This window comes from Variovorax sp. V35 (assembly GCF_041154465.1).
In the GTDB taxonomy this organism is placed as follows: domain Bacteria; phylum Pseudomonadota; class Gammaproteobacteria; order Burkholderiales; family Burkholderiaceae_C; genus Variovorax; species Variovorax boronicumulans.
Genome location: NZ_AP028666.1, coordinates 2428487 through 2443757, shown reverse-complemented (window position 1 = coordinate 2443757; position 15271 = coordinate 2428487). Strand labels below are relative to the sequence as shown.

The following is a 15271-nucleotide window of genomic DNA, read 5'->3' as shown; positions in this document are numbered from 1 at the left end:
CCGGTCGATGACGGGGCCGGGCTGCGCAATGCGCACGGCCTCGCGCTGGCGATGAAAGCCGTCTCTCGATGAACACCGTGACCGAAGGCTGGGCACTGGCCTGGCGCCTCATCACCGGCGCCGACCCCGAACTCGTGCGCATCACGGCGCTCTCGCTGCAGGTGAGCGCCACGGCCTGCCTGATCGGCGCGCTGTTCGGCCTGCTGCTGGGCGCCTGGCTCGCGGTGGCGCGGTTTCCGGGGCATGCGCTGGCCGTGTGGCTGGTGAACACGCTGCTCGCCCTGCCCGCCGTGGTGGTGGGCCTGCTGGTGTACCTGCTGCTCTCGCGCTCGGGGCCGCTGGGCGAACTGGGCATTCTTTTCACGCCGTCGGCGATGGTGGTGGCGCAGAGCGTGCTCGTCACGCCGCTGATCGCCGCGCTGTCGCGCCGGCTCGTGATGGCGGCGCTGGCCGACGGCGGCGACCAGCTGCGCTCGCTGGGCGCCGGGCCGCTGGCCACCGCCCTGCTGATGCTGGTGCACGACCGGATGGGCGTGGCCACCGTGCTGCTCACGGCCTTCGCGCGGGCCATCGCCGAGGTGGGGGCCGTGATGATCGTCGGCGGCAACATCGCCGGCGTCACGCGCGTGATGACCACCACCATCGCACTGGAGACCAGCAAGGGCGACCTCGCGCTGGCCCTGGCGCTGGGCATCGTGCTGCTGGCGGTGGTCGGCGCGGTCAACGGTGCCATCGGGCTGCTGCAATGGCTGGCCACGCGTCCGCTGAACACCGCCCCGCCGGCGAAGCCGCGCGCGATGCGCCGCGCGCCCGCCCCGCACACGCCGGCCGTGGCCGGCACGGTGCCGCTGATCCGGCTCGAGCGCGCCACGGTGCGCTTCGGCGCGCTGGTCGCGCTGGACGAGGCCTCGCTGACCCTGCACCGTGGCGACCGGCTCGTGCTCGTGGGCGCCAACGGCTCGGGCAAGACCACGCTGCTGCGGCTGCTGCACGGCCTGCTGCCCTGCGAAGGGCGCTGCGAGCGCCTGCCGCTGCGGCCCGAAGGCCGCCTGCCGCGCGCGGCCATGCTGTTCCAGCGCCCGTTCCTGCTGAGCCTCTCGGTGTGGCGCAACGTGTGGGTGGGCCTGTGGCTGGCGGGCGTGCCGGCCGCCGAGCGCAGCGAGCGCTGCGGCCTGGCGCTGGCGCGCGTGGGCCTGCTCGAACATGCCGAGCGCTCGGCGCGCTCGCTGTCGGGCGGCCAGCAGCAGCGCCTGGGCCTGGCGCGCGCGTGGGCGCTGCAGCCGGACATCCTGTTCCTGGACGAGCCCACGGCCAGCCTGGACCCCGGCGCCAAGAACGAGATCGAGGCGCTCATCGAAGAGGTCGCCCACAGCGGCGTGACGATCGTGATGAGCACCCACAACCTCGGGCAGGCCAAGCGCCTGGCCACGCGCGTGGCCTACCTGCACGCGGGGCGCATCGTGGTCGAGCGGCCCGTGGCGAGCTTCTTCGACTCGGACGACCTGCCGCCCGAGGCCGCCCAGTTCCTGCAGGGTGAGCTGGGCTGGTACCGTCAGCCCTAGCGCCGGCGGGCGGGTCGGCGGTTCCGCGCCCCTCGCCTTCGCTTACACGGCATCCCGATCCAGCGAGGCAAAATACCGCGATGGAAATCACTGTCGCGGTCTCGCTGCCGACACGCCTTCCTTCCGGGTCTGGGCGCGGCCACTTCCTTCGCCTGCACAGAGACCTCACCGACCGGCTGCGAACGCACGACCGCCCCCGATAACCGAATACGCAGAGCCCTCATGAAAATAGCCACCTGGAACGTCAACTCCCTCACCGCGCGCCTGCAGCATGTGCTCGACTGGCTCATCGCCAACCCGGTCGATGTGCTGTGCCTGCAGGAGCTCAAGATGACCGACGACAAGTTTCCGCTCGAGGTGCTGAAGTCGGCCGGCTACGAGGCGGCGGTGTTCGGGCAGAAGACCTACAACGGCGTGGCCATCCTCAGCCTGGCGCCGGTGCGCGACGTGGTGAAGAACATCGAGAACTTCGCCGACGAGCAATCGCGCGTGATCGCCGCCACCATCGAGACGCCCTCGGGCCCGCTGCGCGTGGTGAACGGCTACTTCGTGAACGGCCAGGAGCCGGGCAGCGAGAAGTTCGCCTACAAGATGAAGTGGCTCGACGCGCTGCACGACTACATCGCGCGTGAACTCGCGGCGCACCCGAACCTCGTGCTGCTGGGCGACTTCAACGTCACGCCCGAGGACCGCGACAGCTTCGACCCCGTGGGCCTGAAGGAAACGATCCACCACACGACCGAAGAGCGCGACCACTTCAAGGCGCTGCTCGGCCTGGGTCTGACCGACAGCTTCCGCATGTTCGAGCAGCCCGAAAAGAGCTTCTCGTGGTGGGACTACCGCATGCTGGGCTACCAGAAGAACCGCGGCCTGCGCATCGACCACATCCTCGTGAGCGAACCGCTGCGGCCGCTGGTGAAAAGCTGCGTCATCGACCGCGTGCCGCGCAAGTGGGAAAAGCCGAGCGACCACGCCCCGGTGGTGCTCGAACTCGGCGCGGGCGCCTGACGGCCATGACGACGCCGATCGCCGCACGCCTTGCCCGTTCCGCCGCGATCGCCGCCGCGGCGCTCGCGCTGGCCGCCTGCTCGGTGCTCAAGCCGGGCGGCGGATCGGAAAGCAGCACGGGCAGCACATCGCCCGGCGGCGCAACCGCCACCGAAGGCAGCCGCGACGTGCCGACCGTGCGGCTCATCACCGCGCAGACGCCCGCGATCCGCACGTACCGCAAGACCGGCGCACGCCACATCTACAAGGCGTATGCCAGCCGCATCTACAAAGGCAAGATCCCGCCGCTGGTGTACGCCGTGGTGGTGGTCGAGACGGAGATCGATGCGAACGGCAAGGTCACCAACGTCACGTTCAGCCGCGTGCCCAGCCATGCGCCCGAGGTGCCGCCGATGATCGCGGAGCTGGTCAAGGCGACCTCGCCCTTGCCGAGCCCCGGCAAGCTGGGCGGTCACACGTACGTCGACACCTGGCTCTGGGACAAGAGCGGCAATTTCCAGCTCGATTCCCTCACGCTCGGCCAGCGCAGCCGGTAATAAAAAAAGGCCCTGGGAGGGCCTTTTCATTCGATACCGAGTTCCTGGATTTTCCGGGTGATGGTGTTGCGCCCGATGCCCAGCTTCTGGGCCGCCTCGATGCGCCGGCCGCGCGTGTTGGCCAGCGCGGTGAGGATCAGCCGCGATTCGAAGCGGCGCGTGAGCACGTCCCACACGTCGGTGCGGCCTGCGGCGAGCAGCGCCTGAGCCTCGGCCTCGAGGCCGCTTTCCCAGGCGCTGGGGCCCGTCGGTGCGCCTGGCACCGCCTCGGGGACCGCGACCACCGGCGCGGACGCGTCGCGCTCGACGGCCAACGGCGCCGCAGCCTGCACGGGCGCCGCCGCCTCGGCCACCGCCGCATGCACGTCCGCCCCGCTGCCCGCCATCACTTCGGGCGGCAGGTCTTTCGACTCGATCAGCTGCGCCGGCGCCATCACCGTGAGCCAGTGGCAGATGTTCTCGAGCTGGCGCACGTTGCCCGGGAAGTTGAAGGCCGCGAGCCTGGCCAGCGCCGCGTCGGAGATGCGCTTGGGCTCGACGCCCAGCTGGCGCGCGCTCTGCTGCAAAAAGTGGCGCGTGAGCGCGGGCACGTCTTCGCCGCGTTCGCGCAGCGCGGGCAGGCGCAGGCGGATCACGTTGAGGCGGTGGAACAGGTCTTCGCGGAAACCGCCGAGCTTCACGCGCTGCTCGAGGTCCTGGTGCGTGGCGGCGATGACGCGCACATTGGCCTTGACTGAGTTGTGGCCGCCCACGCGGTAGAAATGGCCGTCGCTGAGCACGCGCAACAGGCGCGTCTGCAGGTCGAAGGGCATGTCGCCGATTTCGTCGAGGAACAGCGTGCCGCCCTCGGCCTGCTCGAAGCGGCCGCGGCGCATGGTCTGCGCGCCGGTGAAGGCGCCGCGCTCGTGGCCGAAGAGTTCGCTCTCGAGCAGGTCCTTCGGAATGGCGGCGGTGTTGATCGCCACGAAGGGGCCGTTGGCGCGCGGCGAGTGCTTGTGCAGCGCGCGCGCCACCAGCTCCTTGCCCGAGCCCGATTCGCCGGTGATGAGCACCGTGACGTTGCTTTGCGACAGCCGGCCGATGGCACGGAACACGTCCTGCATCGCGGGCGCCTGGCCGAGCATTTCGGGCGCGGCGACCATGCGCTCTTCGGACACCTCCTCGCGCTGGCTTTCGTCGACGGCGCGGCGGATGAGTTCGACGGCGCGCGGCAGGTCGAAGGGCTTGGGCAGGTACTCGAAGGCGCCGCCCTGGAAGGCCGAGACCGCGCTGTCCAGGTCGGAGAAGGCGGTCATGATGATGACCGGCAGGCCGGGGTGCTTGGCCTTGATCTTGTCGAGCAGGTCGAGCCCCGATCCGCCCGGCATGCGGATGTCGCTCACCAGGACCTGCGGGCCCTGCTGCTCGTCGCCTTCGGCCTGTTCGAGCGCGGCCAGCACTTCGCGTGTGTTCGTGAAGCTGCGCGTGGGCAGGTCTTCGCGCAGCAGCGCCTTCTCGAGCACGAAGCGTATCGATTGGTCGTCATCAACTATCCAGATCGGCTTCATGCATCTCCTCTGTTGCCGGGGCTGCGCTAGGGCAGCGGAATCAATATCTTGAAATCGGTTCGGCCCGGGACGCTGTCGCACTCGATCACGCCGTGATGCTGTTGCACAAAAGTTTGCGCAAGCGTCAGTCCCAGCCCGGTCCCGCCTTCCCTGCCCGAAACGAGCGGATAGAAGATGCGGTCCTTGATCGTGTCCGGCACACCCGGTCCATTGTCGATGACATGCAATTCCAGTGCCAATCGATACCACTGCTTGTTGAAGATCACCTGGCGGGCCACGCGGGTCTTGAAAGTGATCTGCGCGTCGCCCGCCGCGCGGCGCTCGGCCAGGGCCTGCGCCGCGTTGTGCGCGATGTTGAGGGTGGCCTGGATGAGCTGCTCGCGGTCGCCGCGGAACTCGGGAATGGAGACGTCGAAGTCGCGCTCGATGTGCAGGTCGCGCGGAAACTCTGCCAGGATGACCGAGCGCACGCGCTCGCACACCTCGTGGATGTTCACGTCGCCCACCACGTGCGGCCGGCGGTGCGGCGCCAGCAGCCGGTCGACCAGCGTCTGCAGCCGGTCGGCCTCGTGGATGATGACCTGGGTGTATTCGATGAGGTCGCGCGACTCGACCTCCATCTGCAGCAGTTGCGCCGCGCCGCGGATGCCGCCCAGCGGGTTCTTGATCTCGTGCGCGAGGTTGCGGATGAGCTCCTTGTTGGCCTGCGCCTGGTCGATCAGGCGCTCCTCGCGGTCCTGGCGCACCTGCTGCTCCAGCGGCGACATCTCGATGATGAGCTCGCCCTTCTTGTCGCCGTGCGCCAGCGTGACCTGCACTGGCATCAGCTCGTGGTTCACGCGCCGCAAAAAGGCCTCGTAGCGCAGCGTGGCGAAGTCGTTGCTGCTGGCGCCGTCGAGCGCGGTGCGCAGCACCTGCGGCTCATGGAAGCAGGCGCCGAACTGCGAGCCCTCGAGCGTGCGCCGCGAGGTACCCAGCGCGTCTTCGAGGCCTGCGTTGGCGAACAGCACCGAGCCGTCGCTGTTGACCACCGCGATCAGCGTGGACAAGAGGTCGAAGGCGCGAAAGCGCGGATTGGCGCCAGTCGCCTTCTTGCCGAACACCATGGACTGCGCGCCGTTTACTGCGCTTGCGGCTTGCCGGGCAGGCGGCCGATTTCGCGGCGGATGCCGGCGATGTCGCTCTCGTTGCGCGCGAGTTCGGCCTTCATCTCGGCCACGCGGTCCAGGTACTTCTGGTAGTTGCGGCCCTCGCTGCCCTGCTTCTCGGGCTCGCCGTTGTTGTATTCCTTCTTGAGCTCGGTCTGGCGGGCCTCGGCCTTGCGCAGCTCGGCCTCGAGCACCGAGCGCGCCTCGCCGTCGCGGGCGCGCTGGTCGACGCCTTCGACACGCGGGCTGCCCGCCGGGGCGCGCGCGGCGGATGAACCGCCCGACGACGACGCGCTGCCACCACCGCCGCCCGAAGGCTTCGTGCCCTGCACGACGGTGACGTTGCCGCCTTCCATGATCTTGCAGCCCTTTTGCTGGGCCACGGTCGCGTTGTTGGTGTACTCGTTGCCGCAGCGCCAGACGCGCTCTTGCGCGAGCGCCGCCGTGGCGGTGGCGAACGAGGCGGCGGCCAGGAAAATCAGGGAAGCAGTCTTCATTTGGATCCGGAGAGGGCGCGACAAACGCGCATTTTGATGCAATTCGGGCCCGCTCACGACAGGGTGTTCCGCACCAAGGAAAAAGGACGGCCGGGGCCGTCCTTTTGTCTTACTTGCCCGCCGGGGCGGGCTCGTCGTGGCGCTTTTTACAGCGAGTAGTACATGTCGAACTCGACGGGGTGCGTCGCCATGCGGAAGCGCGTGACTTCCTGCATCTTGAGGTCGATGTACGCGTCGATGTACGAGTCGGTGAACACGCCGCCCTTGGTCAGGAACGCACGGTCCTTGTCCAGGTGCTCCAGGGCCTGGTCCAGGCTGTGGCAGACGGTCGGGATCAGCGCGTCTTCTTCCGGCGGCAGGTGGTACAGGTCCTTGCTGGCGGCTTCGCCCGGATGGATCTTGTTTTCCACGCCGTCCAGGCCGGCCATCAGCAGCGCGGCAAAGCCCAGGTACGGGTTCATCAGCGGATCGGGGAAGCGCGCTTCGACGCGGCGGCCCTTCGGGTTGGCCACGAACGGGATGCGGATCGAGGCCGAACGGTTCTTGGCCGAGTAGGCCAGCTTCACCGGGGCTTCGAAGCCGGGCACCAGGCGCTTGTAGCTGTTGGTGCCGGGGTTCGTGATGGCGTTCAGGGCACGGGCGTGCTTGATGATGCCGCCGATGTAGTGCAGCGCGAAGTCCGACAGACCTGCGTAGCCGTCGCCGGCGAACAGGTTCTTGCCGTCCTTCCAGACCGACTGGTGCACGTGCATGCCCGAGCCGTTGTCGCCGACGATGGGCTTGGGCATGAAGGTGGCGGTCTTGCCGTAGGCGTGGGCCACGTTGTGGATCACGTACTTCTGCAGCTGGACCCAGTCGGCGCGCTGCACCAGCGTGCTGAAGCGGGTGCCGATTTCGAGCTGGCCGGCGTTGGCCACTTCATGGTGATGCACTTCGACCGGAATGCCCAGCGATTCGAGCACCAGGCTCATTTCCGAGCGCATGTCTTGGAAGCTGTCGACCGGGGGCACCGGGAAGTAGCCGCCCTTGACTGCGGGACGGTGGCCGCTGTTGCCGTGCTCGAACTCCTTGTCGGTGTTCCACGAGGCTTCTTCGGACTCGATCTTCACGAAGCAGCCCGACATGTCGTTCTTCCAGCGCACGCCGTCGAACACGAAGAATTCGGGTTCCGGTCCGAAGTAGGCGGTGTCGCCCAGGCCGGAAGCCTTCATGTACGCCTCGGCGCGCTTGGCGAGCGAACGCGGGTCGCGCTCGTAGGCCTTGCCGTCGGCCGGGTCGATCACGTCGCAGGTCAGGATCAGCGTCGTTTCTTCGAAGAACGGGTCGATGTTGGCGGTGTTCGGGTCGGGCATGAGCTGCATGTCCGAGGCTTCGATGCCCTTCCAACCGGCGATGGACGAACCGTCGAACGCGTGGCCCGAGGTGAATTTGTCTTCATCGAAGTGCGACACGGGCACGGTCACGTGCTGCTCTTTGCCGCGGGTGTCGGTGAAGCGCAAGTCGACGAACTTGACCTCGTTTTCCTTGACGAGCTTGAGTACATCGGCGACGGTCTTTGCCATCAGTTTCTCCTGAGTTGGATGGTGGTTAGGAATACAGGGACGGGAGGATGCAGTTTCTGTGCCATTGTCACCCCGCCGGATGAGGCCCGGGTGACGGCCCAGGGGCTGCCGGAAAAGGAAAAAATCACCAAATTGGTGCAATGCAGATTAACGCACCAATTCGGGGCCAAGCTTCGCATCGAAAGTGTGCAGACCTTCGATGAGCTGGCCATAGGCCGCATCGAGCTTCGCGGGGTCGCCCTTGACGCCCAGCTCGATGTGGCGCCCGTACTGCGGGTGATCCACGCTGGGGAGGCTGAACACCTTGATGCCGGCATGGGCCTGCTCGATGGCCTGCATCAGGGGCGTGAGGGTGGCTTCCATCGCACCGAAAACGATCACGGACTTCTCGGCGATGGCGTTGCGGGTGAACAGATCGGCATAACGGCTGTCGAGCACCGACTCGATCATCGGCCAGGCCATGACCGGAAAGCCCGGCACGAAATGCACGTGCTCGACGCTGAAGCCCGGAATCTTGTTGTACGGGTTGCGGATGATCGACGCGCCCTGCGGAAACACGCCCATGTTCAGGCGGTGGATGTTGTCGGGCCGGTCGGGTTCGTAGGGCACGCCCTGCTCCAGGGCCGTGTCCTGCATGCGCTCGCGGATCAGCGCCTCGGCCTCGGGGTGCAGCGCCAGCGGCACGCGCAGGGCCTGGGCGGCGCACTGGCGGGTGTGGTCGTCGGGCGTGGCGCCGATGCCGCCGGTCGAGAACACGATGTCGCCCGAGGCGAAGGCGCGCATGAGGGCCGCGGTGATCCGCGTGGGCTCGTCGCCCACGTACTCGGCCCAGCCCAGCTGCAGGCCGCGCGCGGCCAGCAGCTCGATGACCTTGGCCATGTGCTTGTCGGCCCGCTTGCCGGAAAGGATCTCGTCGCCGACGACGATGAGACCGAATGCGCGTGTCATGGAGAACTCCATTGAGAAAGAGCGGCCTTGTTGGCCTCGGTGGCTTCGGCCGCCTCGAGCGTCTGCTGCGCGTCGCCGCTGCCAGCCGCGGGCTGCTGCGCCGCGCGCTGGGCGCGCAGCTGGGTCAGGGCGTCGAGGCAGTAGTGGGCGAACCAGAGCGCAGAGAAGGCGAAGACCAGCGTGTAGATCCAGATGGCGATCGGCACCAGCACGAAGAAGGCGGCGGCGAACAGCAGGCCCGAGGCCCACACGATGCTCGGCGCGGCGCCCAGGTAGCCGCACAGCACGCCGATGCACAGCAGCGGCAGCCGGTGGGCGCGCAGCAGCGCGGCGCGTTCCTCGGGGCTGGCGTGCTCGGCCAGCGCGTCGAAGCTCATCACGCGGTAGGTGAGCCAGCCCCAGATCAGCGGCGGCAGGATCAGCACCAGCGGCGGAATGAGCCACAGCGGCATCGACACCACCAGCGCGATCAGCGCCAGCACGGTGGCGCCGAGCGAGCGCAGCACGCTGCCGAAGAAGGAGGCGCCCTTCTTCTGCTCCAGCGTGGGAAAGCGCCGTTCGGCCACGAGCTTGGTGAGCGCCGGCGCCATGAAGCCGGCCACGATGAGCAGCGACAGCACGACGATCAGCGGCGTGACGCCGAACACCACCACCAGCGGCGCCAGCGCGGCCGTGACGTCGCTCGAGAAGAGGCGCCCGATCCAGGCCCAGAAGCTGGACAGCAGCGGCCAGGCGTCGAGGGCCTCGCGCGTCCAGGCGACGGCCGCGTCCCAGTAGAAGTAGCCGAGCCCCGCGGCCAGCAGCACCATGAGCGCCAGCGGCAGGAGCGACAGCACGATCACGCGCGGGAGCATGCAATAGGCCACCGCGCGCCAGAAGGAGTCGAGGAGCAGGCGCATGAGGTTCGAGGATAGCGCAAGGCCCCGGCCCGCCAGCCGCCGGGCCCGCGAGTGGATCAGGCGCGGCCGAACAGCCGCTTCAACCCCAGCCACTGCTGCGACCAGAAGCCCTGGCCGTAGTCGCGCGGCCGGCCGTCGGCGCCGGGCTCGACCTGGTCGCGGATGCCGGTCGGGTCGTAGCGGTTCTCGAAGTTGGCGGTGCGAAAGAGCATGTCCCACCAGGGCAGCAGCACGCCGAAGTTGTGGCCACCCAGCGTGCTCCGGCCGTGCGATTCGTGGCCCAGCCCGATGCTGTGGTGCAGCCGGTGAAAGCGCGGGCTGACCCACAGCCGCTCGCCGATGGCCCCGAAGCTCAGCCGCAGGTTGGCGTGCTGCAGGCTCTCGCTGAGCTGGGTGAAGGCCACGACGGCAATGAACTGGCCCGGCGCCACGCCGATCAGCTGCGCCACGATGACGATGAGCGTGTCGTGGATGACGTCGTCCAGCAGGTGGTTGCGGTCATCGCTCCACATCGTCATCTGGCGCTGCGAGTGGTGCAGCGAATGCAGGCTCCACCACCAGTTGAACTGGTGCTGGCCGCGGTGGATCCAGTAGCCGACAAAGTCGAGCACCACGAGGTAAATGGCAAAAGCCACCCACGGCACGTCGGTCACGCCGGGCCAGGCCTCGTCCAGGTGGAAGGTGCCCCACCCTGCCATGCGCAGGCTGCCGAGCAGGTCGTCGAACAGGGGCTGCAGCGTGAAAAACAGCGCCAGCCGGAACAGGCCCAGCCGGTGGATCAGCGTGTAGAGCACGTCGATGCGGATCGCGCGGCGGTCGGTCACGGCCTCGACCGCGCGCCAGCGCTGCAGCGGGCCGATCACGGCCAAGAGCACGAGGATCTGGACCACGCCGACCAGCAGCCAGCCGGTGGCGTCGAAGGCGTCCTCGGCCCAGCCGCCCAGGCCGATGGCGTACACCAGCGGCTGCACGGCGGTCTCGAAGAGCCAGCCCTGCATGGCGGAAAAAACGTCGGTCAACCAGTCGATCACGGCGAAAACTCAGGATTCAAGGGTGGGAGGCGATCCAGGCGCGGTAGTCCGGGTGCTGGCGCAGCGTCCGAAAACAGAAGCCCTTGGCCTTCAGGCCGACGATGAGTGGCTCGAGGTTGGCGGGCGCCCACGGGTCCTTGCGCGACCAGATGCCCAGGTGCGCCAGCAGGATGTCGCCGGGGCGGATGCCCGCGAGCGCCTGGGCCAGCAGCTTCTGGTTGCTGAAGGCCTCGCTGGGCAGCTCGTCGCCCAGGAAGCCGGCGGGCGACCAGCCCACGTGCGCATAACCGCAGTCTTTGGCGGCCGCCAGCAGCGCGGGCGAGGTCTTCCCGCCCGGCGCGCGGTACAGCGGCAGCGGCTTCTTGCCGGTGATGGCGGCCAGCCGGTCGGACGACTTGCGGATGTCGGCGCAGTACTGGGCCGCGCTCCAGACCGACTCCTTGCCGGTCTGCGGGCCGGCCGACGGCTTGATGCGAAAGCTGGGCGGCGTGCCCTTGACGTCGCCGCGCCAGTAGGCGTGGTCGTAGGTGTGCGAGCCGAACTCGTGGCCCTCGGCCGCCCTCGCCTTCCACCACGGCGCCCAGTGGTCGTCCAGGCTGTCGCCGTCGGTCTGGGTGCGCTCGGCGGCGGCGAACAAGGTGACGCGCACGTCCTGGCGCTTGAGCACGTCGGCCACCAGCGGGGCGATGCCCATGTGGCCCGTGTCCAGCGTCAGGTAGACCGGCTTGTCGCAGGCGGCGGCTTCCTGGGCACCGGCCGCCGGCACGGTGGCGCAGGCCAGCGCCGCGACGGCGAAGGCCACGCCGGCGGTGCGAAAACTGCGCACGCGCTCAGATGCGCTTGGCATGGTCGAGGGTCCAGACGCCGTGCGGCGAGCGGCCGACGTTGATCTGCCGCACGACCTTCTGGCTCGCGAGATCGACCACCGTGAGCTTCTTGGCCCAGCGCGAGGTCACGTACAGCGTCTTGCCGTCGGCCGACACGTCCATGCAGTCGGGGCCGCCGGGCACGTTGTAGTTGGCGACGACCTTCAGCGTGGTCAGGTCGATGCGGCTGATGGTGTTGGCGACCCGGTTGCTCACGAACACGGTCTTGCCGTCGCCGGCCGAGCGGAAGGCGTGGGCGCCCTTGCCGGTAGGGATCTTGCCGACCAGCTTGGGCTGGGCGCCGGCCACGTCGAACACCTGCACGCCGTCGCTGCCGGTGAGGCCCACGAGCAGCGTCTTGTCGTTGTGGGCGCCGAAGATGTCGGCGGGCATGGCGCCGGTGGCCATGCGCCAGCGGATGGTCTGCGTCGGCAGGTCGACCGCGATCAGCTCGTCGCTGTCCTGCATGGTGACGTAGGCCACGGTGCTGGTGTTGTCGATCCAGATGTGGCTGGGCGTCTTGCCGGTGGCGATGCGCTTGACCAGCTTCAGGTCCTTGCCGTCCCAGCGGTACACGTCGACGTGGTTCAGGCGGTTGGCCGCCGTGACGAACCACTTCATGTCGCGCGAGAACTGCAGCTGGTAGGGATCGATGATGCCGTACACCACGCGCTGCACCTCGGCCGTGCGCGGGTCCAGGAAGGTGAGCGAATCGCCCGCCGAATTGGCCACGATGACCGACTTCTCGTCGGGCGTCATGTAGATGTGGTGCGGCTCCTTGCCGGTGGGAATGCGCTGCTTCTCGGTCCAGTCGACCGGGTTGATCACGCTCACGCTGGCGTCCAGCGAATTGAGCACAAAAACCGGTGGAGGGGCCGGCGGCGCCGCCGCGGCGGGGAGGGTCACCAGGGCTGTCAGGCACAGGCAGGACAGCAGGAAGGCCGCGATGCGGCCGTTCGGGCGGGCAGGGAGTCGCAAGGGAAGGTTCCGGGAGAGGGTTAACAATCTTAACGGTCGAACCCGACAAACAGCTGACCGCCGACGCCCCTCACCCGCTGTTGCGCGCGGCGCCTTGACCTATGTCAAGCGGCCCGGGGCACCGGCGCGCGCAGCTGGGCCACCTGCTCGGCCGTGAGCCAGCGCCATTGCCCCGGCGCCAGGTCGTCCGGCAGCGCCAGGCCGCCGATGCGCGAGCGGTGCAGCCCCTCGACCCGGTTGCCGACCGCGGCCAGCATGCGCTTGACCTGGTGGTACTTGCCCTCGGTGAGCGTGAGCCGCAGGTGCAGCGGGCTGTCGGACTCGCAGGCGGCCGCGCGCACGGGCTTCGGATCGTCGTCGAGCACCACGCCGGCCAGCAGCTTGGCGATCTGCGCCTCGTCGATCGGGTGCTTGGCCGTCACCTCGTAGACCTTGGGCACGTGGTGCTTGGGCGAGCCCATCTTGTGGATGAACTGGCCGTCGTCGGTCAGCAGCAGCAGGCCGGTCGTGTCCTGGTCGAGCCGGCCGATGGCCTGCACGCCCTGCACCGCACCCTTGTTGGGGCGCAGGCGCAGCGGCGACGGCAGCAGCGTGTAGATGCTCGGGTAGGTCGAGGGCTTCTGCGAGCACTCGGTGCCGGCCGGCTTGTGCAGCATCAGGTAGGCCTTCTCGTGGCAGGCCCACTCGGCGCCCTGCACGGTGAACCGCAGGCCTTCGGGGTCGAGGTCGGCGAAGGGGTCGGTCACGGCCGCGCCGGCGATGCTCACGTGGCCTTGCTGGACCAGGCCCGCGCACACGCGGCGGGTGCCGAAGCCCTGGGTATAGAGGATGTCTTGCAGATGCATGAAAAATGAAAAAAGCGGCCGTGCCGACAGGGGCACGACCGCCTTCAAGTGTGCCGCAGGTTCAGTAGCCCGCTGCCAGGCCCGTGTTGCGGCGCGGATCGTTGGCGCCGTAGAAGCGGTTCGCGCCCACCGGCTTGCCGCCCAGCGAGGGCGCGCCGACGATGATCGCCGCCAGGTGGTTGGCCGGCTGCGGCACGCCCAGGTTGTGGCCCATGTCGGTCAGGATCTTGCGGGTGTCGGGGCTGATCGCGAAGGTCTCGACGTTGGTCACGTCGGGCAGCCATTGCTGGTGGAAGCGCGGCGCATCGACGGCTTCCTGCACGTTCATGCCGTAGTCGACCACGTTCAGGATGGTGTGCAGCACGGCCGTGATGATGCGGCTGCCGCCGGGCGTGCCGACCACGAACACGGGCTTGCCGTCTTTCGACACGATGGTCGGGCTCATCGAGCTCAGCGGGCGCTTGCCCGGGGCGATGGCGTTGGCCTCACCCTGCACCAGGCCGTACATGTTGGGCACGCCGATCTTGGAGGTGAAGTCGTCCATCTCGTTGTTCAGCAGCACGCCGGTCTTGTCGGCCGTGACCTTGGCGCCGAACCAGTCGTTCAGCGTGTAGGTGACCGAGACCGCGTTGCCCCACTTGTCGGTGATCGAGTAGTGGGTGGTGTTGCTGCCTTCATGCGGCGCCACGCCGGGCTTGATATCCTTGGAGACGCCGGCCTTCTTGGGGTCGATGGCGGCGCGGATCTTGGCGGCATAGCCCTTGTCGAGCAGGCGGTCGAGCGGGTTCTTCACGAAGTCGGGGTCGCCCAGGTAGCTGTTGCGGTCCACGTAGGCGTGGCGCATGGCTTCGATCTGGTAGTGCACAGACTCCGCCGAACGGAAGCCCAGGTCCTTGAGCGGATAGCCCTCCAGGATGTTGAGCATCTCGCAGATGATCACGCCGCCCGAACTCGGCGGGGGCGCCGACACCACGCGGTAGCCACGGTAGTCGCACTCGACCGGCGCGAGTTCGCGCGTCTTGTACTGGTCGAGGTCGGCCTGCGTGATGATGCCCTTGCCGGCCTGGCTCGATGCCACGATGGCTTTGCCGACCCAGCCCTTGTAGAAGCCGTCGGTGCCCTTGGCGCTGATTTCCTTCAGCGTCTTGGCCAGGTCTTTCTGCACCAGCTTCTGGCCGACCGCGAAGGGCTCGCCCTTGTTCAGGAAGATGGCGCCGGAGACCGGGTCTTTCTTGAAGTCGTTGGTGGCGGTGAGCAGCATGTCGATGTCGCCCTGCTCCAGCGCGAAGCCCTTGTCGGCCAGCTGGACCGAGGGGGCGATGAGGTCGGCGCGCTTCATCGTGCCGTACTTTTCGCGCGCGTATTCCATGCCCGACACCGAGCCCGGCACGCCGACGGCGAGGTGGCCGTGGGTGCTCAGACCCTTGACGACGTTGCCATCTTTGTCGAGGTACATGTTGGCCGTGGCGGCCAGCGGGGCCTTCTCGCGGAAGTCGAGGAAGGTCTTGCGGCCGTCGGCCAGCTGCACGGTCATGAAGCCGCCGCCGCCCAGGTTGCCGGCGGCCGGGTACACCACCGCCAGCGCATAGCCGACGGCCACGGCCGCATCGACCGCGTTGCCGCCGCGCTTGAGCACATCGACGCCGACCTTGCTGGCCAGGTGCTGCGCGCTCACGACCATGCCGTGTTCGGCCGCCACCGGCGCCTGCGACGCGGCCTGCGCGCCGCCGGCCGCCGCCAGGGTGAGCGCGGCCGCGACGGCGGCGCGCAGGGTGGGGGTCCACTTGAAGTGCTGCATGGAAAAGTCTCCTCTGTGCGTTGGATGAAGAATGAGGGAGGGGTGA

At 68.3% G+C, this 15271-nt stretch carries 14 protein-coding genes; 3 read left to right on the top strand and 11 right to left on the bottom strand.

What is annotated here, in order from left to right; translation table 11 throughout:
- Positions 1–68 precede the first annotated feature (68 nt).
- The 3 genes from ACAM42_RS11240 to ACAM42_RS11230 all read left to right on the top strand — a co-directional run bounded on the left by ACAM42_RS11240 (position 69) and on the right by ACAM42_RS11230 (position 3106).
- Complete coding sequence (locus ACAM42_RS11240; protein ID WP_369632048.1) at positions 69–1562, top strand: ABC transporter permease; 1494 nt, start codon at positions 69–71, stop codon at positions 1560–1562.
- 222 nt (positions 1563–1784) lie between these two features.
- Positions 1785–2570 carry an exodeoxyribonuclease III gene (gene xth / locus ACAM42_RS11235; protein WP_139703613.1) on the top strand — a complete coding sequence of 262 codons (786 nt, stop codon included), beginning with the start codon at positions 1785–1787 and terminating at the stop codon, positions 2568–2570.
- Between the two features lie 5 nt (positions 2571–2575).
- Complete coding sequence (locus tag ACAM42_RS11230) at positions 2576–3106, top strand: hypothetical protein (protein WP_369632047.1); 531 nt, start codon at positions 2576–2578, stop codon at positions 3104–3106.
- Positions 3107–3132: 26 nt separating this feature from the next.
- Here ACAM42_RS11230 and ntrC read toward each other — a convergent pair whose 3' ends face one another.
- From ntrC to ggt, 11 genes are all read right to left on the bottom strand, one after another.
- Entirely contained in the window at positions 3133–4653 is a 1521-nt protein-coding gene (gene ntrC, locus ACAM42_RS11225) for a nitrogen regulation protein NR(I) (protein ID WP_369632046.1), read from the bottom strand.
- Positions 4654–4679: 26 nt separating this feature from the next.
- On the bottom strand, positions 4680–5759 hold the full coding sequence (gene glnL, locus ACAM42_RS11220) for a nitrogen regulation protein NR(II) (protein WP_062470910.1): 1080 nt from the start codon (positions 5757–5759) through the stop codon (positions 4680–4682).
- A 14-nt stretch (positions 5760–5773) separates the two neighbouring features.
- Positions 5774–6298 carry a hypothetical protein gene (locus ACAM42_RS11215; RefSeq protein ID WP_095744472.1) on the bottom strand — a complete coding sequence of 175 codons (525 nt, stop codon included), beginning with the start codon at positions 6296–6298 and terminating at the stop codon, positions 5774–5776.
- A 146-nt stretch (positions 6299–6444) separates the two neighbouring features.
- On the bottom strand, positions 6445–7860 hold the full coding sequence (glnA, locus tag ACAM42_RS11210; protein ID WP_062470904.1) for a type I glutamate--ammonia ligase: 1416 nt from the start codon (positions 7858–7860) through the stop codon (positions 6445–6447).
- 147 nt (positions 7861–8007) lie between these two features.
- The gene (locus ACAM42_RS11205) at positions 8008–8808 is read right to left on the bottom strand and encodes a molybdopterin-binding protein (protein WP_167394999.1); all 801 of its coding nucleotides are present in this window, start codon (positions 8806–8808) and stop codon (positions 8008–8010) included.
- The gene (locus ACAM42_RS11200) at positions 8805–9707 is read right to left on the bottom strand and encodes an EI24 domain-containing protein (RefSeq protein WP_139703609.1); all 903 of its coding nucleotides are present in this window, start codon (positions 9705–9707) and stop codon (positions 8805–8807) included. The genes ACAM42_RS11205 and ACAM42_RS11200 overlap by 4 nt, the downstream gene beginning before the upstream one ends.
- 56 nt (positions 9708–9763) lie before the next feature.
- Positions 9764–10738 (bottom strand): sterol desaturase family protein, encoded by a 975-nt coding sequence (locus tag ACAM42_RS11195; protein WP_369632045.1) that lies wholly within the window; start codon positions 10736–10738, stop codon positions 9764–9766.
- Positions 10739–10754: 16 nt separating this feature from the next.
- Positions 10755–11585 carry a polysaccharide deacetylase family protein gene (locus ACAM42_RS11190; RefSeq protein WP_369632044.1) on the bottom strand — a complete coding sequence of 277 codons (831 nt, stop codon included), beginning with the start codon at positions 11583–11585 and terminating at the stop codon, positions 10755–10757.
- The gene (locus tag ACAM42_RS11185; protein ID WP_159277730.1) at positions 11569–12582 is read right to left on the bottom strand and encodes a YncE family protein; all 1014 of its coding nucleotides are present in this window, start codon (positions 12580–12582) and stop codon (positions 11569–11571) included. The genes ACAM42_RS11190 and ACAM42_RS11185 overlap by 17 nt, the downstream gene beginning before the upstream one ends.
- 104 nt (positions 12583–12686) lie before the next feature.
- Complete coding sequence (locus ACAM42_RS11180; RefSeq protein WP_369632043.1) at positions 12687–13427, bottom strand: pseudouridine synthase; 741 nt, start codon at positions 13425–13427, stop codon at positions 12687–12689.
- Between the two features lie 61 nt (positions 13428–13488).
- The gene (gene ggt / locus ACAM42_RS11175) at positions 13489–15225 is read right to left on the bottom strand and encodes a gamma-glutamyltransferase (RefSeq protein WP_070059809.1); all 1737 of its coding nucleotides are present in this window, start codon (positions 15223–15225) and stop codon (positions 13489–13491) included.
- Positions 15226–15271 lie beyond the last annotated feature (46 nt).